Source organism: Ligilactobacillus sp. JN-6 (Y).1 (assembly GCF_058111525.1).
Genome location: NZ_CM176599.1, coordinates 499,461 through 519,841, shown reverse-complemented (window position 1 = coordinate 519,841; position 20,381 = coordinate 499,461). Strand labels below are relative to the sequence as shown.

Below are 20,381 nucleotides of genomic sequence, written 5' to 3'. Positions count from 1 at the left end.
CATTTTAAAAAATTGTTGAATATAAGGGAAGAGAGGCTATTGAAAAAAGCAAAAAACCAGTAATTTTTAGCAAGCGGTTTTAAGGGTGGTGGCTGTCTTTTTCTTTGTGACGTGAGACTCATGGAAACATGAAAAATCTTCAGGAAGGTTTCACAGTCATGAGCGTTTTTAAAGCGCTGTCGCTAATGATTGCTTTTGGCAAATTAGTGGCTGTTTTGTCCAATAAAAAGAATAAATAAAAAGCCGCCCTGTATAACTTTGGCGGTTACAGGGTAGCCTAATGCCGTCTTATTAAATTCATCGCCGCCTTGAAACGGCCTCTTTTTACATTTGTCTTATAGCATGAGCACTTAGAAAAGAAAAGCAATGCAAAGTTAGACTTTAGCCCACCATATCCTAAGCTTCAGTGATCGCTTTTCTTTAAATTTAAAGTGTTGATTTTGCTGCTAAACGATAGTACCACTTAATAGGATCAACACAAACATGACTGGTATCTATTGCCTCAATATCATTTATCCTCTGGCCCTATTGGCCTGATGAACTGCGTTTTTAATATCGACCGGCTTACCCGTCTTGCGCAGATCGCCGTATTCTGCGGCCGCCGTGAATAAGAGGTCGGATGCTGAATTAACGGCCGTTTCGACAGAATCTTGGATAACTCCGATCACAAAACCAATACCAACAACTTGCATGGCTATATCATTACTAATACCAAACAAGCTGCAAGCCATTGGTATCAACAATAACGATCCTCCAGCGATCCCGGATGCACCTGTCGAAGCGATCGCCGTTAAGAAGCAAAGGATCAACGCTAATGGGAAAGAAAAGTCCATCCCCAAAGTGTGGGTAGTTGCGAGCGTCATGATAGAGATCGTGATCGCCGCGCCGCCAGAGTTAGCTGAACCACCTAGAGGTATAGAAACACCATAACTCTTTTCATTCAAACCCAAATCTTTACAAGCTTCCAAGTTGATCGGGATGTTTACAGCACTACTTCTGGTGAAAAAGGCTGGGATCCCTGAAACCTTCAAGGTCCAAAAAACAAGCGGGAAGGGATTTTGGCGAGTTAACACCCAGACCATTAGAGAATAGACGACTAGGTAGACAAAAATCATTGTACCAACCAACAATAAGACCAATTGGCCGTAGCGAACGACACCTTTAGTCCCGGTTTCGACCAAGGATTTGTGAATCAAGCCGATAATACCAAATGGTGCAAATTGAATGATCCAGCCCGCCACGTTGCTGATCATTTTGGAGAAATCACCAACAATAGCACGTGTTTTTTGACTAACGGCTTGCAAAGCGATCCCCAATAAGACCGCCCAAAATAGAATTGCTAGATAATCCCCATTCATTACAGCGTGGACAGGGTTGGAGACTGCTGTGGTCAACAGATCATTGATGATAGAGCCTAATCCTTTGGGAGCATTAGCCGCATCGGCAGTCGTGGCCTTAGAGAGTACGAGTTTGACCGGGAAAAAGTATGAAGCAGCCACGGCAACGATCGCAGACAGGAACGTGGCACCTAAATATAAAATGATCACTGTTCCAAAGTGATTCTCCGCACCTTTTTCGTAACCAGAGATAGCTGACATGATCACCAAGAATACTAGCAGAGGAGCGATGGCTTGCAAGGCCCCGATGAAAAGGTCGCCCAAAATGTCGATCCAGGTCCAGGAAGGAAATGCTATCCCAACAAGCACACCGACCACAATGCCCACAAGTATTCGCCCAATTAAAGGGATCCTCGTATAATTTTTAAACATATAGTTCCCTCCCATGAATGTATGCGCAACGGAGGTTCATTAAAGCGCATCAAAAAACAATTGCCTATGTTTTATGTATTTTTATTATAATATTATTAGAAGTTTAAGGGGAAAATGAGTTAATGTCAATAACGATTTTGCGCCTTTATCGTGAAGAGACTTAAGAGTGCTTTTCAAATGTTTGCAAATTAGGGAAGTTCGGCTTTTTGAGCGTTATACAAGAAGAAAAAATACTTATGGGTTAAAATAAAGGTAATGATAATCGTTGATCACAGTCTGGTTTTGGGTTTAAGAAAAGAGGCGCGATCAATCATGGCAAGTTATTTGGAGAACGCATTTACAAATATTGTAGCTCTTTCTGGAAAAAACAAGGTGATTTACAAAAGCAGTTTGCGCGCGAATGCACATCTTTATGGTTATGAAGAAGGTGAGGAGATTGCGCGCCGTGATTTGGAACATTTTGCACAGCTAGCGATGGTTTATCGGACTTTGCTGCGAGAAGTTCCCGAACTAACTCAACTTGTCTCTCGCAATAATGTTACTCTGCGTTTTGTTAAAAATTATAATTTTAGCGATGATGCAGTAGTCTATACGGTGGTCTTGGGTAATTCTTTGGGCTTTTTAGTGGAGAATACGCAGCAAGGTCAGATCAGTGATTCATATGGTGTCTTATACTTTGATGGGCAAAAAGATCGCGCACACGATGGAGAAAATTGGCAAGAATTTCATGAATCAGTAAGGATGTTATTGCGCAATTTACGGGATAATTTTTATGATGAAAAAGTGACGCTGTACACCCAAGTACCATAAATAAAGGAGCGATCAAAGTGCAGAAAAATTTTGATTTTTTCGGATCTTTTTTGCCAGGACGTGATGTCAAACATCGCATCCAAGAAGTTTTACGTACTGCGCAAGTTGACGGACACGTAGAAGATGTTGAAAAGTTTACTAGAGCAGGTAGTACTTTATACTATGCCATTGTGAGAGACAAGTATGGTTATCAAAGGTGTTACAAGGTCGACTTATCAAAAAAAGAATTAGTTTAAAAGAAGGGCTGCTTCCGGTCACTGGATGGGAGCAGTTTTTTGTGTAAGTGATAAATACTTTTGTCCTTGGATGAATTATATAGTATTACTTCTGATGTGGGAACTTAATTTTGCGGTCCTCCCCCTCGTTGACCATTAGCTTACAAATAGTTATCCCTATCAAGCTAACGTTCAACAATGTATATCAATAAATATTTATTAGAGCATGGTCGAATTGTTTAATTATGTGTATAATTAAGGGATATTGTGAATCTATAGTTGATCGGGTCGAACTAACATAATATTTTTTTAGTGAGAGGAAACATATAATGATCAATGGCGAATTAATTCGTAAAAGAAGAAAAGAACTAAAAATGTCTCAGGCTAAATTAGCAGAGGGTATTACCTCACAGGGCATGATCAGTCAGATAGAAGCGAGATCATCTACTCCATCTGGAGAAACTTTGGAGAAAATTGTTACTCGCCTAAATTTAAGCTTTGCAGAAACAGTGGAAACTGACGAGTTTGTCGATACTAAACAATTATTCATGGCGGTGAGTGTTCGTTTGCTGCATCGCCAATTTCGAGCGGGAAGCGAGCTTTTAGAAAGAATCAACCAAAACACATATATTAGCCCAGATCAGGCAATGTTTTTAGAATTTTTAAAAGCTTGGCTTGCCGCACGTAATGATGACCAGCGTTCTGACACGATCTTTACTTATAATAAGATCTTACAAGAAGATCGGGAAAGTTTAGGGGTGTTGTGGGCGTTAGTTGCTAGCGATTTAGGGTACCAATATCTTTGTGAAGATAAATTAGACGCTGCAGGATACTATACTGAACTTGCAATAGAAACATTTCAAGATCTTGAACCCGAAAAACATAATTATGCCGCTTTAGCTATTTGGGCTAGCAGTTCGTTTTATTATCTTTGTACCAAAAAATATGATAAAGCGATCTACTTTGCGCAGCTGGGTATTCATTCTACACAAGAGAAAATGATCTTAGGCCTTGTCGATGTTTTGTATTGTAATTTAGCTTTTGCGCTGGCTGGCAAAGAGGACCAATGGACTGGTGAGTCTATCAAAGCGTTATACATGGCGTATACTTTTGCTGAGCGGGTCGGAAATGAAAAAGTCTATCACAAGGTTATTGATGCTTTAGATGAACAAGGTATTGCCTTATTAGATGGGAAGTAAGGAAATCGTGCCTCTAATTTGAAAAAAACTGATTTTCTTGTAGAATTAGTTTGACTAGCTAATAAGCTGATAGACTAATTAATCTTAGAATGATTGAGGTATTTTTAAATGAGCCAAATTACGTTCTTTTTTAGTGGCGGGATAATTTTTACATTACTTTGCTTGATTTTGTTAGGTGTGAGCCTGCATCAAAATAAGTTCCGTTTGTTAAACGGAGCGCTTCTCAACGTCGCACTGTTGGTTGGTGGTGTGACAATGATCATTGGGATCGAAACAACTAACATTAAGTGGCTTATTTCTTTGATGCTGTGGGTGTTAGTGATTATTTCAACACCATTGTTTATCTTATATGCCTCGCTGGGACTATTGTTGTTGTGGAATGCCTTTATGGTTTGGCGCAAGGAAAGTCATACTTTGGGGAATATGTTGACACTTGGCCTAGGGATCATCGTAATTTTTGTCTTACCATTACTACGTGCTCTTGATCAAGATCTGATCCCACAAACTTCCGTGACGGCATATAATGCTTTTGTTGTACCGATCATCGCATATCTTGTTTTCTGGTTTTTGGCATTTATTACTTCTTTTTTGATCACACGACTTTACCGCCCGCACTATAACCAGGATTATATTATCGTTTTAGGCGCCGGACTTTTGAATGGCGATCAAGTTTCTCCTTTGCTAGGCTCAAGGGTCCAACGAGCCTTAGATTTTGCACAAATGCAAGAAAAAAAGAACGGGAAATATCCTTGGTTGGTCTTTTCAGGTGGACAGGGCGGAGACGAAACGATCCCAGAGGGTATAGCAATGAAACGGTATGCGCTGGATCATGGGGCTTTGTCCGACAAATGTTTGGCAGAAAAAAAATCAAAAAATACTTATGAAAATATGGCTTTTTCCAAGAAGATATTAGAGGATAAACACGTTAATTTAAACAAAGGGTTGTTTGCAACTAGTGATTATCATACCTTTCGTGCAGCAGGTTATGCACGTTATGTGGGGCTAAACATTGATGGGATCGGCGCGAAAACAAGTAATTTTTTCATTCCTAATGCCTTTTTACGTGAATATATTGCGTTGATGGCTAACCATAAAATAGCTCATGCGGTTGCATTGCTATTGATTTTAGCATTATCCGCAGTCAGTTTTCTTGTGGGCAATGGGATCAACTTATTTTAAGTTTGAATAACAGTTGTAATTGATAACTGTTTGATCAGGTGCAGACACAAAGCAAGTGAAAAATAGGGTGTTAGGCAAGAGACCGCATCCTATTTTTGTGTTCAATTTAAATTGTTGAACCTAAAGGTGTGCATTTCTTTATGGATATTGATAAGATAGAAACATTAATCTGTAAAACAAGGAGTGATTTTTTGAGAGGTAAAAAGTACCGACGATTTTTATTAATGGCACTTTTAACCATTAGTATCTTAACCCTCATTCTAACAGGGTGTGTTCAACCTAAGAAAGATCCTACAAATGACAACGCAAAAAAGAAAACTGATATTCCATTGAACACAGCTCAAATCAAAAGAAATGTCAAGGCTGATAAAATCACTGTCAGGCAAGATCAACAGGCGACACTGGATCAAGAGTACCGTAGAGCAGCAAAAGATGAAAAATATACACTCGATGCACCTTTTGTTAAACAAAATCCATACAAGACTTCACCGCTAACGGCCTTGGTGATCTTTCATACAACTACTCCTGCACAGATTACATATACAGTTGCAGGTAAAGATCCGCAAATCAGCATTACTAATACAGTTCACGGCGGGTCAAGTACTGTCCATCAGGTCCCGATCGTTGGCTTGTATCCTAACTATGAAAACCACGTCACTATAAGAGTTCGATATGAAGATGGGACTAGTGTTACTAAAGTTTTGACGCTCAAGACAGGTGAAATGCCCGCTAACTTACGCTTAGCCAAAGTAAGTGTTAAAAATAAGGATACGGCTCAAATGAACTTTTCAACTAACAAGTTGAACTTAATGAATCGCACCACTCAAGAACCGTTTGCGCTTGATAGTAACGGTGAGGTCCGGTGGTATTCGACTTTGTACAATCAACATGTGTTTAGCCCGTGGTCGCGTGGGCACATTATGATGTTGACTAAGAAAAATAATCAAGCACAAGTTTATAATAGTTTGATCGAAACAGACGTATTAGGTCGTGTATATAATGAATATCAATTCGATCCGAAAAATAAACGGACTCTGATCCACCACGACATCGAGGAATTGCCCAACCATAACATTTTAGCCACGGTCTCGGATGGCTCGGTTTACGGCGAAGATACGCTAGCAGAGATATCACATAAAACTGGCAAGGTCGTTAAGGTGATAGATATGAAGAGGGTTTTACCAAAATCGATGTGGACATCGTATAAGGCAAATAAGAAGGCCGTTTCGGACGGCTCTGCTACTCCAAAATACGACTGGCTGCACATGAATTCGGTCAGATATTTGCCAAAAGAAAAGGCGGTCTTATTGTCCAACCGCAATCAGGATCTGACACTCAAAATGGACTATCAAACTAGTCAGATCAAGTGGTTATACAGTGGTAAGAAAAAGGCAGACTGGCCGAAAAAGTACCGTCCTTTTGTTTTAACTCCTGCAAAAGGAACTAAGATAACTGGCGGGCAACACGGATTAACTGAGTTAGAGAACGAAAGTAACGATCCTAATTTGGAGAATGTTCTCTTATATGATAATAATACGGCAGTTACCAATGGAGACAGGCAAAATTCCAAGCGTTATTCAAACGCTGTACAATATCAGATCGATCAAAAAAATAAGACTATCAAACAAGTATGGGCATATGGGCGCCAGTTGGGTCAAAGTAATTTCACCAATATCATCGGTTACGCGCAGCGCTTAGAAAATGGTAATACCCTGATCACTTTTGGACATAAACATGATGGTAAAGAAAGTAATATCATCGAAGTTAAGCCAGATGGGACTCAAGTATCCAATGTCACTTTTCAGCACTATGGGCAAAAGGGTTATGTCTATCGCGCTTATCAAATACCATTTTATGCTGCAGATTACAAATTTGACGTTAAATCAAAATAATTTGATTTGAGACTTAACGCTGTGAAAAATGTTTGCTACAATGTATTTGTAACCAATAACCCCCCTATAATTATTGATTACGTTAGATTAGCAATAATGCTTTAACTCCCAGGTCCGAAATGGATCTGGGAGTTTTTGTATGTCTTATTTCAGATTTTGTTTCATTCGTGCTAGGAACTCTGATGCCTGTTCGTTATAGCCGTGTTTATCATTGATTTTTTTAAGCAGAGGTCTGTCATGAGTTGAGGCATTACCTGTAAGTAAGATCTTACGTTCCAAGTCTACGTAAGGGAAGCCATTTTTTGCACCTTTTTGCAGTTCGATCTCTGGGTCATACTCGACTCGCCTAAAGTCAACGTCATCAAGGCCTTTTTCCGAGACTGTTAATAGTAGATAGCTGGCGGCACGATTTTTTAATAGCTTGGCACGTGGATCCCATGGACGTCCGACTGAACCAGGGTTCAAAATGATCTGACCCATGCGAGTATAACGCCACAAAGGACTATGAATGTGTGCAAAAATTGCAACATCTATTTCTTGGTCAAGGGCTAGCTGGTCAAAGTTATCTTGGTTTTGATCTGGATACAGAGTATGGCCAGCATTATAATTTGGTAAATTGTGAGTCAAGGAAAAATTAAGGCCGCCGACTTTCTCTCTAGCAGTCATAGGCAGCTTCTTGATTTTTTCTTGGTGTTCTTGACTTAAATGTTCACTTTCAAATTTAGCTAACATCGTGAAATAAACAGTCGATGGGTCACTGATGTCAAAGTTTGGGTGGGCGATTTCCTTGTTAAAATTATCTTCCCAGTTTCCCAGTAAAACCTGTGTCAAATTGATCTGGTCTAAGATCTGCAGGCATTCCTCAGACGTAGCACCACCCAAGATCATGTCCCCAAGTGCCCAAAATTCACTTGCACCTAGCTTGAGTGCGTCTGTAACCGCTGCTTGTAAGGCGGTCGAGTTTCCGTGACTATCAGAGATCACTGCAATTCGTTGTTGCATAACAAAAGCCTCCAGTATAACTTCTTTCCAATTAAGCATAATTAAGAAAACCCTAAAAGTAAAGTAGGTAAATATTGTTTGTTGCAATTACTAATGCTAGAATATTATCTAAAGAGATATAAATCGGTTGGAGCCGCGGCTTTCAAGAATCAAGTCCTAGTTTGGGTTGCTAGGGCGGTTTGGAGGCGGGCTTTTTTTTGTGTGATTTTGAAAGGAAAGATAGATGTGGAAGCAATTGGTACGTTATGTTTGATTTTATTTGCAACATCACTGGCTGGACATTACAGTGCACGCTTAAATTTTCCGCCGGTCATTGGCCAGTTATTGGTCGGTGTAGTAATAGGTCCTGCAGTTCTCAACTGGGTCCATCCCGGAAATTTTATAGAGACCTTTTCTGAAATTGGTGTCGTGATCTTGATGTTTATCGGTGGTTTGGAAAGTGACTTGGCGTTACTGAAAAAATATTTCACTCCGGCCTTATTGGTGGCTGTGTTTGGTATGATCTTCCCGATCGTTGGGGCGTACATAGTAGGGCGGCTTTTTGGTTTGGGCCATTTAGAAAATATGTTTTTGGGAGTGATATTTGCGGCGACTTCGGTCTCGATATCGGTTGAAGTTCTAAAAAACATGCGTCAGTTAGATACACCAGAGGGGACGACTATCTTGGGTGCAGCTGTTGTGGATGATGTTTTGTCGATCATTGTGTTGAGTATATTGGTCAGCTTCGGCGGTAGTAAGATCAATGCTAGCGATCAGATGCCTCTATGGCTGAGCTTGATATTACAGGTCGGCTTTTTCGTAGTTCTGTTCGCTGTCAGCCGCTGGTGCGTTCCGATGCTGATGCGTTTGGGCGAAAAATTATTGGTGCCGGTCTCTGAAACCGTGATGGCCTTGATCCTTGGTTTGGGTGCGGCGTATTTGGCAGAAAAAGTCGGCTTGAGTAGTGCGATCGGGGCATTTTTTGCTGGACTAGCTATCGGCCAAACTAACTTTCGGCAAGAGATCGATCAAAAAATCGAACCGATCGGCTATGCAGTTTTCATACCGGTTTTCTTCGTTAGTGTCGGACTAAACATGACTTTTACGGGTTTGATTGCAGATTTTTGGTTATTTTTAGCGCTAACGGTCGTCGGCACATTGTCCAAATGGCTAGGAGCCGGCATCGGTGCTGGTTTGGCCAAATTTTATTTAAAGAGTTCATCGGTGATCGGGGCAGGGATGATCTCGCGTGGTGAAATGGGGTTGATCATTGCTCAGTTGGGCTTTAACGCACATTTGTTAACGACTAACAATTATTCGGCTGTTATCGGTGCGATCGTAGTCACAACACTCTGTGCACCTTTTATTTTGCGCGCCGAGATCAAACGTTTGTAAAAAATCATTTTTCCTATTAATTACGTATGTATTAGTAGGAGGTGATTTGATGCTCAGTGAGACACCAGAGTTGCAATACGCAGAAATTTTAGAGCAGCGAGCCAGCTTAACGGTAAAAGAGCGGCAAAACTTACAAAGTGCACTTTCCGGTTATCAAGGCAAATGTGTTTTTGACCAGTGCGTACTTAACATGTTTCAACATAACGAGCTGATCTTAGCTGACTTGAACTTAAGTTATCAGGGCTAGTCATCTTTGTTAGGAGGTAACTGGCCTCAAGAATAGGAAAGAAACGTTCTGTCAGTTGTTGATCGGCCTCAAGTATCTAAAAGAAGCGTCCAGTCAGTCACTGACCGGACCGAAGTATCTAAAAGAAGCATTCAGTTGAACAGCAGCCGAGCTAGAAGCATAAAGAAAACTCTTTTCAAATCGTTACCTAATAGAGTTAACTGAATAAACAAAAAACCTCGCTGCTTGCCATGGATCATTCAATGGCAAGTAACGAGGTCTTTTTTAATTATTGTGGAAATCTTTTAGCAACGTCTACTTCATGCAGGTGTAGTGCTGTGTCTTTTGTGCAAACGACGGCGGCCAAGGCATCCATTCCGCTTGGTGCTGCCTTTCCAGCTAGCAGTTTGGAACGATTGCTGACAATGTTCGACAGGTCTGTTAGTTTGTCGACCGCTGTTTCTGACGCATTACCATTGATCAACAACTGGTATTCTGGGTTTTGATCCAATTCTTTATGCAAAGCATCGATAAATTGTGGTTGTTGCGCTTCGCCCTGGTCCAATGTTAGAGCGACTCGCTCGCGGAAGGTACCTAAATATCTGCGTTGTTCGTCTGGCTTGACTTTAGGTGTGCCGTACAAGCTTTCGGATAGACGGTCGTTTAAGTTTTCATCTGACATTATTTGATCCTCCTTTAAACTCGGTCCTTACAGTTAACCATAACATATGCCAGCCATTAATTTAATTATTTCCCCTGGCAAACGTTTGCTCGAACAGTTCCCGAAAATAATTTTTCTATTGAAAAAGCACACTACAGTTATCTTTTAGCACATTTGCAAATTAACATGGGAAAAATTTACTTGAAAAACAAACGTATGTTCGTATAATAAATAGTGAGGTGGTAATTATGAAAACAGCAGCCCAACATGTTGATGTGATGGAAGAGCGGATCAACCATTATTTTAAGCCTCATATCAGGGCTCGTTATCAAATTCAGATTGTTAATGATAAATTTGATCATTCATTTAATTTCTTTTTTTTATACAAAATGGGTGCCGAGAACACCCACTCGATCCCGATCCGTGTCATTAAAGAATATGACTGGGTTTATTTTGAAGGAATAGTACGTGAATTGCGTAGACGAGTCAATTTTACATTACGTTTTACAGGTTTTACAGGTGAGATCTGGCAGTCAAATGGAAAACTGATCCCACGTTACATGTAAAAAACGAACAAACAAAAACTGGCGGCTTTGCTTGTTCTTGGTGTTTTAAAACTTAATAACTACCCATAAGTGTTCGCTTAGCAAACGTTTGTCAGCCGCCATACTACAAGTAAAAAGGCGGGATAATTATGACATTTTCTATCAAAATTACATTTCAGCTGGGCTTATTTATCTTATTGTGTATCGCTATCTATAATTTAACTAAAAGAAAATAAACGAGCGTTAAAGTGGTATCGTTTTAACGCATTGGGTATAATACAGGTGCTTAGATAAGCAAAAACTGATTTAAGCAAATCTGATTACGAGGAGTGTTTACTGTGAGTAACTTTGATGACAAATTGGATGAAGTAAAGAGTAAAGGAAAAGAAGTAGTAGGTAAGGCAACTGGTGATAAAGGTAAAGAAGCTGAAGGTAAAGCTGAAGGTTTTGCAAATAAAGCAAAACAAAAGGCGAAAGATGCCAAAGATGCAGCTAAGGGTGCCGCTGAAGGTTTGAAGAATAGCGACGAGCAAGACAAAGAATAAATGTGATCAAAGGCTGACAGTCAAATGTTAGCCTATTTTTTTGGAAAAACAGCATACAAAAATGACAGACGCAAAAAATAATCATTGTGATACATTGAGAGTTATATTACCATTTACTCATGATAGTTTTAGACTAAAAAGATAAGCTATAATATTGATAACAGTGATACGTAGCGATCAAAAAGTTGGTATTTGTCAAGGACTTCCACGTTATAATGGTAAGTTTCGTTGAAATTCTTTTTGATCAGCTCGTTTTTTTATTTAAACAGGACTGGCGAGGTTTTTGTGGGTTATTGTTGCTTACTTTTTCCGCTTGGTTCTGTTTTATAGTTGAGCTGCGCAAGCCTGGACCTTTCCGCCTAACCAGACCCACTATCATGGCGTGAAAACCACACGCCATAATAGCAGGTCTTGTTAGTGCTCGAGTCCAACCCGGCATGCTCCGCTCTGTTTTCATAGTCGAGCTATATGAAGCAGAAAGCTCCGCCTATCCCAGTCTAGCCACACAGCGCAAACCTCGCGCTATATGACTAGACTACGATAGTGCTCACTTTCTCCCGCTTCACTGCGCTCTCTGTTTTATAGTCGAGCTGCGCAAGCCAAACCTTTCTGCTTATCCAAGTCAAGCACTACACCACTGAGAAACGCGCTATAATGCTTGACTCCAATAATGCTCAAGGTTTAAGCGGCATGCTCCGCTCTCTTATTAATTAGAAAGAAGTGATTTTTATGGATGATCTTGCAACACAAAATAAAAAGAAAATGACTTGGTCTACCCTCGCCCTGATGGCTTTTTCAACTGTTTGGGGCTTTGGGAATGTCATTAATGGCTACATGTATTTTGGCGGGATCAAAGTTGTCTTTAGTTGGGTGCTTATGTTTGCACTGTACTTCGTACCCTATGCTCTGATCGTTGGTGAACTGGGTTCTACCTTCAAGGAATCTGGCGGTGGCGTTAGTTCATGGGTCAACGAAACGATGGGTCCCAAATGGGCTTATTACGCTGGGTGGACTTATTGGGCCTGCCACGTCGCTTATATTGCTGGTAAAGGAACTGGCGGTTTGCGTGCTTTGACCTGGGCAATTTTTCAAAATGTGACAAAATTTGATCAGACCAGTACCGTTACGATCCAGTTCATTACGTTCTTATTATTCGTGTTCTTTTGTTGGCTTGCTTCCCACGGGTTGACCGTTCTTGAAACTTTGGCAACTTTGGCCGGAAGTGCTACATTTATCATGTCGATCTTATACATAGTGATGATGTTTGCTGCACCGGCTATTAATCCGGCTGTTAGTTTTCATTCGATCGATCTGAGCTGGAAGAATTTGATCCCAAACTTTAACGTAAATTACTTCACCTCATTGTCGATCTTGGTTTTTGCCGTCGGTGGATGTGAAAAGATCTCGCCCTACGTTAACAAATTGAAAGATCCATCCAAAAATTTCCCGAAAGCCATGATCGTGTTAGCTATTATGGTTATGATCTCAGCTATTTTGGGTACGATTGCGATGGCAATGATGTTTGATCCGAATGCTGTCAAAGATAATTTTGATAGTTATATTGCTAACGGTGATTACTGGGCTTTCCAAAAACTTGGTAACTATTATCATGTAGGTAATGTTTTGCTGGTGATCTATGCTATTACAAATGTGATCGGCCAGTTCTCCACGTTATGCTTGAGTATTGACGCTCCGTTGAGAATTTTACTTGGCAGCACTGAAGCGAAAGAATTCATCCCATCAGGTTTGCTGAAGAAAAATAAGTACGGTGCTTACATCAATGGGATCAAGATGGTCGGCATCCTGTCTGGTGCAATTATCTTGTCGCAGTCCGTTGTTCCTGGGGCAGCTAAGGTCATGTCCCAATTGATCAAACTTAATTCTACGATGATGCCGCTGCGTTATCTGTGGGTCTTTGCGGCTTATATTGCGTTACGGAAGGTACGTGACAAATATCAGTCCGATTATGTATTTGCCAAACATCAAGGGGTCGCCTATACGTTTGGTGTGTGGTGTTTCTTGATCACGGCTGCTTGTTGTTTGTTGGGGATCTACTCTAGCGATCCATTTGCACTGACACTCAATATTGTGACTCCAGTTGTTTTGGTTGCTTTGGGTATGATTTTGCCAACGAACAAAAACTACCAAGATCGCAAGGCTGAAGAAAATTAAAAACTATAAGTAAAGATCCGCTGCTATTAATGAAACGAAGAGTTCATTTAGCAACGGATCTTTTTTAATGTAATAAATTTCTTAGTTTTAGCTCTTAACTAACTTCGCTAATAGGTCTGCGAGCTTCGGGTCATCATTAAACGGGGGTAAGTAGATGAATTCCTCACCACCATGAGTCATGAAGTAGCCCTTATTTTCAACCTTCAGTTCGTGCAGAGTCTCCAAGCAATCGGTAACGAATCCTGGTGCGATCACCATGACCTTACGATAACCACGGTGAGGCAGGCCTTTAAGAGTTGAGTCAGTTGCCGGCTTTAACCACTCACTTGGCCCAAATTTCGACTGGAAAGTTTGGAAGTATTTAATATCACCGACTCTTTCCATGATCTTTTTAGTTGTTTCGGTACATTCTTGTGGGTAAGGATCGCCGTCTGTCACATATGAAACAGGAACACCATGGTAAGAGAAAAGCAGCGCATCAACTGTCGTTTTTTGCAGCTGAGCTTTGATTTTTTCAGCATAGTAGTCAATATAATCATCTTCCGCGTGAAAAGAATGAATGAAGCGCAGATCCACGATCTTATCTGATTTCCTGAAGTAATCTTGAACTTCATCATAAACTGATCCTACAGTTGTGCCGGAATACTGGGGATAAAGTGGGATGACCGTAATATCCTGACAGCCAGAAGCTAGTAATTTCTCAAATGTCTCACTGATCCGTGGGTGACTGTATGACATGGCGATCTCGACTTGGTAATCTGGCAAACGTTCTTGCAGGTATCCCTGCTGCTTGCTAGCATAGGTCAGTAGGGGCGACCCATCTTCACGCCAGATCTGCTGATATAGTTTGGCAGATCGTTGTGGACGATGCGGCAAGATCATCGTATGTAAGATCGGCTGCCACAAAAGCGGATTCATTTTGATTACTCTTTGATCCGATAAGAAAGTGTTCAGATATGCTCTAACACTCGCAGTAGTCGGCTTTTCAGGCGTGCCTAGATTGACAAGAACAACGGCTTTTTTATTCATTTAGCTCTCTCCTTTGTGAAACTAATTACAACCAATTATAGTATATAATTTACTTTAAATGAACCCTTGCAAAATAGTCTTCTTTGATTGAATTTGATTGGTTTATGTAAAAAAAGAATGAATTTGGACAAATAATCTGTTAAATAATGATTATTTGGAATAATTTGAAAGTTTTTGACGAAATATGATTGATTTTTCACGTGCGATTTGTTAGTATATTTGCGGGAGGTAATGGAAGTGCTTGCAGAACAAAGGCAACAACTGATCATGGAGATGCTTTCCGACAGTAAAGTGGTCAAGTTAAAGGACATTTGCCAACAGACGAATTGTTCCACTTCTTCTGCTAGACGTGACTTGCAGATCTTGGAAGAGCAAGGTTCATTGGTTCGGATCCATGGCGGTGCTAAGGCTAAACACGACTTGCAACGCGAAATGGATATGACCGGTAAATCGACACAAAATGTGTCAGCTAAAGAACAGATCGCACAGTTAGCCGCAGCTAAGATCGCTGATGAAGACGTTATTTTTTTAGACGCTGGGACTAGCACCTTAGCCGTAGTTCGTTACTTAAGACCAGAGCAGCATTTAACGGTAGTGACTAATGGCGTGCTCCATGCGTCACAGTTAGCCGATCAAGGCATCCGTACCATTTTGGTCGGAGGAACGCTTAAGACTACCACTAAAGCGATCATCGGGACTAAAACTGTGCGCGATCTGCAGCGGTATCGATTTAACAAGGTCTTTTTAGGAACGAATGGTATTCATGATGAATACGGCTTAACAACTCCGGATCCAGAAGAAGCTGCCGTTAAACAGGCGGCTTTGGGTCAAGCAGAAGAGGCCTTCGTTTTGGCAGATGGAACTAAGTTTGATGCAGTCTCATTTGTTAAAATAGTTGATCTGGAACAGGTTACGATCATTACCACTGATCTATCGCGTGCTGTTTTCGACAAATACAGCAGGCAGACTAATATTTTGGAGGTTTAGATGTCATGATTTACACAGTGACTGTCAATCCAGCGATCGATTACATCGTTCAGCTTAAAGAATTAACTCTGGGCGAAGTCAATCGGATGGATTATGACAATAAAATGCCAGGTGGCAAAGGGATCAATGTTTCCCGGATCCTAAAAGAACTCGGGCACGATAATACGGCGCTCGGCTTCTTGGGTGGCTTTACCGGTGAATTCGTTGATCATTCTTTACAAAGACTTGGCTTGCGTACGAATTTTACGCGGATCGCGGCCGACACCCGGATCAACGTCAAGATCAAGGCACAGACTGAAACAGAGATCAATGGTCAAGGACCAAAGATCTCTGCAGATGAAGTTCAGGATTTTTCCCAACAGTTCGAACAACTGACACCCGCTGACACGGTGATTTTTGCCGGCAGTCTAGTTCCAAGTTTAAGCAATGATTTTTATTTAGATCTGATCAAGATTATTCGTTCTAAAGGTGCACAGTTTGTGATCGATACGACAGGGGAAAGTTTGCTGAAAGCTTTGCCTGAACAGCCGCTTGTTGTCAAGCCAAACAATCATGAATTAGCTGAATTGTTTGGCGTTGAATTAAACAGTATTGCGGACATTGTCAAATATGCTCGTAAATTGCTGGAACTTGGCGCACAGCACGCCTTGGTTTCGATGGCTGCTGATGGCGGTTTAATGGTCACTAAGGATAAGGTTTATCGTTCGCAGGCACCTAAAGGGACTGTCATTAATTCAGTTGGTGCCGGTGATTCCATGATCGCTGGCTTTACTGGAACGTTTGCTAAGACCGCAGATCCGCAGGAAGCCTTCAAGTATGGTCTGGCTTGTGGGTCAGCAACAACATTTTCCGAAGACCTTGCAACCCGTGAAAAAATTGAGGAGATCCTACCTCAAATTGAAATCACAGAGTGGGAAGGATAGATAATTAGATATGTTCTAAGGAACAAGACGATTTTTCTTAGAATGATATTCGGGCTTTGCCGGTCAGAAGCGTTTTGCTAGTTTCGCAGTTTAGGTCAAACGACATAATAACTAGTAACTGATCAGGCTCTGTTCGAAAAATTGATGGAAGGGGTTTAAATCAATGGATATTCGTGAGTTATTGATGAAAGATATCATGATCATGGATCTGAAAGCTGACACCAAAGCCGGCGTGATCGATGAAATGGTACACCACTATTATGAAAAGGGCATTATTGACGACGAAGAAGTATACAAAAAAGATATTTTAGCTCGTGAAGAAGAAAATTCAACGGGAATGGGCGATGGGATCGCTATTCCACACGCACATGACTCAGCCGTTAAGAAACCTGCTGTTATGTTTGCTCGTAGCACTAAGGGTGTTGACTATGGCTCACTTGATGGTCAGCCAGCTCATTTGTTCTTCATGATCGCTGCTCCCGAAGGTGGAGACAACACCCATTTACAAGCCTTAGCTGCTTTATCACAAGTGTTGTTGGATCCAGAAGTTGTTTCTTCTTTGAATGATGCAGATACGCCTGACAAAGTTCAAGCGATCTTCTCTGATGCTGTTGGTAAAAAACAAGCTGAAAATGAAGCGCAAGAAAAAGCGGAAGAACAACAAGATAAGGCTGCTGTTGAAAGCGACAAGCCTTATATCGTAGCCGTAACCGCCTGTCCTAACGGGATCGCGCACACATACATGGCTGAAGATAACTTAAAAAAAGCCGCTGAAAAGTTGGGCGTTAACATCAAGGTCGAAACAAATGGTTCTGAAGGTACAAAGCACAAGTTGAGTGCCGATGAGATCGACCGGGCCGAAGGTGTTGTGATCGCCGCTGATAAGAAAGTTTCAATGGGTCGTTTTGATGGCAAGAAAGTAACAAGTAAAGCCGTTACTTCAGCTATCAAGGAACCTGAAAATTTGATCAATGCCATCTTAAATGGTGATGCCGGGACTTATCATGCTACTGGCAACGAAGGTTCTGAAGAGTCCGTAGATACTGGTGACTCTGGTTGGAGTGGTATCTACCGTCAGTTAATGAATGGTGTTTCCTACATGTTGCCGTTCGTTATCGGTGGCGGGATCTTGATGGCCATTTCGTTTATCGTTGAAAACTATGCCGGTGGCGACAAGTCGATGGCATTTATCTTCTTGAACAATGCCGGTAACATGGCCTTTGCTTTCATGGTACCAGTTTTGGCAGCTTATATTGCTGAAGCTATCGCTGATCAACCTGCACTGATGCCTGGTTTCGCTGGTGGTTTCATGGCCACTGTTTACACCGGTGCTTATGGCGGGGCCTATACGGCTAACGTCATGACCGATGCCAAATCAGCTGCTGGTTTCTTAGGTGGTCTGGCCGCTGGTTTCATTGCTGGTTACTTCATGAAATGGCTGGAAAAAGTTTGTGCCAAGTTGCCACAATCAGTTGCTGGTATGAAGTCAATGTTGATCTACCCAATTGTTGGTCTGTTAGTCATTGCTTTGATCATGTTCTTCATCGTCAACCCAATTTTCTCAACTATCAACGTTTGGATCACGAACTTCTTGAACCACTTAGGTACAGGTAACTCAGTTGTATTGTGCTTGCTTTTGGCTGGTATGATGTCTATTGATATGGGTGGTCCTTTCAACAAAGCCGCTTATGTCTTCGCTGCTGGTGCATTTGCCAACGACCCGAACTCTAATCAAGCTGCAATGTTGATGGCTGCAGTTATGGTCGGTGGTATGGTCCCACCATTTGCCACAGCTATCGCTACTTTAGGTTGGAAAAACAAGTTCACGAAACAAGAACGTCAAGCTGGTGCTACAAACTGGATCTTAGGTTTCTCGTTCATCACAGAAGGTGCGATCCCATTTGCTACAGCTGACCCAGGTCACGTGATCCCATCAAGTGTTATTGGATCCGCAATTGCTGGTGCGATCATTGGTGCCTTGAAAGTCGGTGTTCCAGCGCCTCATGGTGGTTTCTGGGTTTCACCGCTTGCAACAAACATCTGGGGTTACTTCTTAGCCGTGATTGTTGGTGCGATCGTTGCTGGTATAATTCTCGGTATGTGGAAAAAAGAGATTAAAACTGCTGAATAACTAATAAAAAATGTCACTCCAAACAGGGTGGCATTTTTTATCTATGAAATTGGAGAAAAAACCGTGGGAATTCAATTGCGGTTAGAACTATGGTGGATTTGTAACTGCAATTGCGAATGCGGTTAGAACTTTGGTGGTCTTGTAACTGCAAATGACAAAGCGGCTAGAACTAAGTCAGACTTATAACCACAAATAGCAATGCAGCTATAACTTTCCCAGACTTGTAACTGCAAACACAAATGCAGTTAAAAGTTTGGCAGGCTTCTCTTTACTAATTTTTGTTGTAATATCTATTCGACCTCCGCACCCCCTAAATGTGTGCTGGAGATCAAGCCCCAATTATTCTGTGACATCCAAACTAACTTCCCCTAGGCCGCGGTCGAATTCTGCGCTCCATTTGCCAGTAGATAAACTTTCAGGTAGGAGAAAGGTCCCACTAGAAACACGTTGACCCGCTGTTAACTTCAGTCCTTGTTCTTCAAGTTTTTCAATTAACCAGTGCAGGGAATTTAATGGATTGTCCAGTACTTCTGTCGCTACGCCGTCTTTCAAATGTGTGCCGTCATGAAAGAGCTGGCAGTGGACGCTAGCGACATCTTCTGGTGAGGCAAACACTGCAGTCGAATCCTGTTCTTTGCCGTAAACAACGAACCCGCCCACAGCTGCATCAGCCATGACCAAGTGTTTTGGCAAACTAGGGAACCAGTCGCTAAAACGTGAGTCGGGGACTTCGATTGCTGGTGCGACTGTTGTTTTTGCTAAGAGATCAGCCGGCGTATCGGAGCTTGAAAGATCCTCTTTAGCTGTGAACATCAATTCGACTTCTGCCAGCGGTGTCATTAGGTCTTCTTTTCCAAATGTATGCGGTGCGGCTACGAAATGGCTGGCGATCTGGGCACCGTAAAGTGGCGCGTCTGCCGCAAACAGTTCCTGTGTTTCCGGGCTAGTCAAAGATACTTTATATCCGCCAACAGTTTCTTGCTTCAAGTCGGTCAAATATCTTTGGACGCGGTAGGCACTCTCATCGTTGTCTAAATCGTCTGTATGATCAGACATTTGCAGCGGTTCGTGAGTGGAGTATGCTTTAAAAAGTGTTTCTGCTAAATTTTTCTCGCTTGTAGTTAAGTTTTCGTTTGTCATGAAATTACCTCCTATGTGCTTTTCCTTTCGGTTGCCAAATGTTGCTCTATAAAAAAAGCGCCCTTTGTTACTAACATGATGTTAGTAACAAAGGGCGCATAAACGCTGTACCACCTTAATTTATCTCTCAGCCGCAACGTGCAAGACATTACGATAATATTTTAATGGGTATCCCCCAGCACCGGCTACTTACTCGCAAAAGTTTTCACTGTGCAGCTCAGAGATGATCATTATTCTTGGAAGTGGGTCGTCTCGCACCAGCCGACGATTCTCTGAACATGTCCAAGGATAAAATTCTCGTTACAGCCTTTAATCTAAATTTAATTTATGTTTGTAATGTAACCTCAATGCAAACGTTTGTCAACAGGAAACTTTAAAAATAATGCTCGCTTCTTATTCGAAAATAGGCCAAAATTCATTTTATTGTCGTAGCAAAAAATAAATTAAAAAAAAGATTGACAACCATATTTTAATCAGTTACATTAGTAAGCAATTAAATTATGATGAAAACGCGAAGACGAGGATCGTTCGTCCAGGCATGTCTCAGAGAAACTCTGGTGGTGAAAAGAGTTGGCAGTCTGG

19 protein-coding genes are annotated in these 20,381 nt (G+C 41.4%); 14 read left to right on the top strand and 5 right to left on the bottom strand.

Annotation, left to right across the window (positions count from 1 at the left end; all coding sequences use genetic code 11):
• The first annotated feature begins 128 nt into the window (after positions 1 to 128).
• Complete coding sequence (locus AC3XNE_RS02500) at positions 129 to 239, top strand: putative holin-like toxin (protein WP_489832675.1); 111 nt, start codon at positions 129 to 131, stop codon at positions 237 to 239.
• A 273-nt stretch (positions 240 to 512) separates the two neighbouring features.
• Here AC3XNE_RS02500 and sstT read toward each other — a convergent pair whose 3' ends face one another.
• Complete coding sequence (gene sstT / locus AC3XNE_RS02495; RefSeq protein ID WP_489832674.1) at positions 513 to 1,769, bottom strand: serine/threonine transporter SstT; 1,257 nt, start codon at positions 1,767 to 1,769, stop codon at positions 513 to 515.
• 312 nt (positions 1,770 to 2,081) lie between these two features.
• Here sstT and AC3XNE_RS02490 point away from each other — a divergent pair, with 312 nt between their 5' ends.
• The 5 genes from AC3XNE_RS02490 to AC3XNE_RS02470 all read left to right on the top strand — a co-directional run bounded on the left by AC3XNE_RS02490 (position 2,082) and on the right by AC3XNE_RS02470 (position 7,064).
• Positions 2,082 to 2,579: a hypothetical protein gene (locus AC3XNE_RS02490; RefSeq protein ID WP_489832673.1), complete on the top strand. Its 498-nt coding sequence runs from the start codon at positions 2,082 to 2,084 to the stop codon at positions 2,577 to 2,579.
• 17 nt (positions 2,580 to 2,596) lie between these two features.
• Positions 2,597 to 2,815: a hypothetical protein gene (locus AC3XNE_RS02485; protein ID WP_489832672.1), complete on the top strand. Its 219-nt coding sequence runs from the start codon at positions 2,597 to 2,599 to the stop codon at positions 2,813 to 2,815.
• Between the two features lie 308 nt (positions 2,816 to 3,123).
• Entirely contained in the window at positions 3,124 to 3,993 is an 870-nt protein-coding gene (locus AC3XNE_RS02480; protein ID WP_489832671.1) for a helix-turn-helix domain-containing protein, read from the top strand.
• Between the two features lie 108 nt (positions 3,994 to 4,101).
• Positions 4,102 to 5,172, top strand: coding sequence for a YdcF family protein (locus AC3XNE_RS02475; RefSeq protein WP_489832670.1), 1,071 nt, complete (start codon positions 4,102 to 4,104; stop codon positions 5,170 to 5,172).
• Between the two features lie 191 nt (positions 5,173 to 5,363).
• Positions 5,364 to 7,064, top strand: coding sequence for an aryl-sulfate sulfotransferase (locus AC3XNE_RS02470; RefSeq protein ID WP_489832669.1), 1,701 nt, complete (start codon positions 5,364 to 5,366; stop codon positions 7,062 to 7,064).
• Positions 7,065 to 7,208: 144 nt separating this feature from the next.
• Here the strand turns inward: AC3XNE_RS02470 and AC3XNE_RS02465 are convergent, their stop codons facing one another.
• Complete coding sequence (locus tag AC3XNE_RS02465; protein ID WP_489832668.1) at positions 7,209 to 8,066, bottom strand: metallophosphoesterase family protein; 858 nt, start codon at positions 8,064 to 8,066, stop codon at positions 7,209 to 7,211.
• A gap of 225 nt (positions 8,067 to 8,291) precedes the next feature.
• Between AC3XNE_RS02465 and AC3XNE_RS02460 the strand changes: the two genes are divergently transcribed.
• Positions 8,292 to 9,440, top strand: a complete 1,149-nt coding sequence (locus AC3XNE_RS02460) for a cation:proton antiporter (protein ID WP_489832667.1) — start codon at positions 8,292 to 8,294, stop codon at positions 9,438 to 9,440.
• Between the two features lie 49 nt (positions 9,441 to 9,489).
• Positions 9,490 to 9,687 carry a hypothetical protein gene (locus AC3XNE_RS02455; protein WP_489832666.1) on the top strand — a complete coding sequence of 66 codons (198 nt, stop codon included), beginning with the start codon at positions 9,490 to 9,492 and terminating at the stop codon, positions 9,685 to 9,687.
• 268 nt (positions 9,688 to 9,955) lie between these two features.
• On the opposite strand, the gene AC3XNE_RS02450 is transcribed toward AC3XNE_RS02455, so the two are convergent.
• Complete coding sequence (locus AC3XNE_RS02450; protein WP_489832665.1) at positions 9,956 to 10,348, bottom strand: DUF1694 domain-containing protein; 393 nt, start codon at positions 10,346 to 10,348, stop codon at positions 9,956 to 9,958.
• A 227-nt stretch (positions 10,349 to 10,575) separates the two neighbouring features.
• On the opposite strand from AC3XNE_RS02450, the gene AC3XNE_RS02445 reads away from it, so the two are divergent.
• The 3 genes from AC3XNE_RS02445 (at position 10,576) to AC3XNE_RS02435 (ending at position 13,589) form a co-directional block, all read left to right on the top strand.
• Positions 10,576 to 10,893 (top strand): hypothetical protein, encoded by a 318-nt coding sequence (locus AC3XNE_RS02445; RefSeq protein WP_489832664.1) that lies wholly within the window; start codon positions 10,576 to 10,578, stop codon positions 10,891 to 10,893.
• 317 nt (positions 10,894 to 11,210) lie between these two features.
• Positions 11,211 to 11,417: a CsbD family protein gene (locus AC3XNE_RS02440; RefSeq protein WP_489832663.1), complete on the top strand. Its 207-nt coding sequence runs from the start codon at positions 11,211 to 11,213 to the stop codon at positions 11,415 to 11,417.
• A 729-nt stretch (positions 11,418 to 12,146) separates the two neighbouring features.
• On the top strand, positions 12,147 to 13,589 hold the full coding sequence (locus AC3XNE_RS02435; protein WP_489832662.1) for an APC family permease: 1,443 nt from the start codon (positions 12,147 to 12,149) through the stop codon (positions 13,587 to 13,589).
• Positions 13,590 to 13,676: 87 nt separating this feature from the next.
• Here the strand turns inward: AC3XNE_RS02435 and hemH are convergent, their stop codons facing one another.
• Positions 13,677 to 14,618 carry a ferrochelatase gene (hemH, locus tag AC3XNE_RS02430; protein ID WP_489832661.1) on the bottom strand — a complete coding sequence of 314 codons (942 nt, stop codon included), beginning with the start codon at positions 14,616 to 14,618 and terminating at the stop codon, positions 13,677 to 13,679.
• 237 nt (positions 14,619 to 14,855) lie between these two features.
• On the opposite strand from hemH, the gene AC3XNE_RS02425 reads away from it, so the two are divergent.
• From AC3XNE_RS02425 to AC3XNE_RS02415, 3 genes are all read left to right on the top strand, one after another.
• On the top strand, positions 14,856 to 15,605 hold the full coding sequence (locus tag AC3XNE_RS02425; protein ID WP_489832660.1) for a DeoR/GlpR family DNA-binding transcription regulator: 750 nt from the start codon (positions 14,856 to 14,858) through the stop codon (positions 15,603 to 15,605).
• A gap of 5 nt (positions 15,606 to 15,610) precedes the next feature.
• Entirely contained in the window at positions 15,611 to 16,528 is a 918-nt protein-coding gene (pfkB, locus tag AC3XNE_RS02420; protein ID WP_489832659.1) for a 1-phosphofructokinase, read from the top strand.
• Positions 16,529 to 16,691: 163 nt separating this feature from the next.
• The gene (locus AC3XNE_RS02415; RefSeq protein ID WP_489832658.1) at positions 16,692 to 18,659 is read left to right on the top strand and encodes a PTS fructose transporter subunit IIABC; all 1,968 of its coding nucleotides are present in this window, start codon (positions 16,692 to 16,694) and stop codon (positions 18,657 to 18,659) included.
• Between the two features lie 339 nt (positions 18,660 to 18,998).
• Here the strand turns inward: AC3XNE_RS02415 and AC3XNE_RS02410 are convergent, their stop codons facing one another.
• The gene (locus AC3XNE_RS02410) at positions 18,999 to 19,799 is read right to left on the bottom strand and encodes a 2-keto-4-pentenoate hydratase (RefSeq protein ID WP_489832657.1); all 801 of its coding nucleotides are present in this window, start codon (positions 19,797 to 19,799) and stop codon (positions 18,999 to 19,001) included.
• Positions 19,800 to 20,381: the final 582 nt, after the last annotated feature.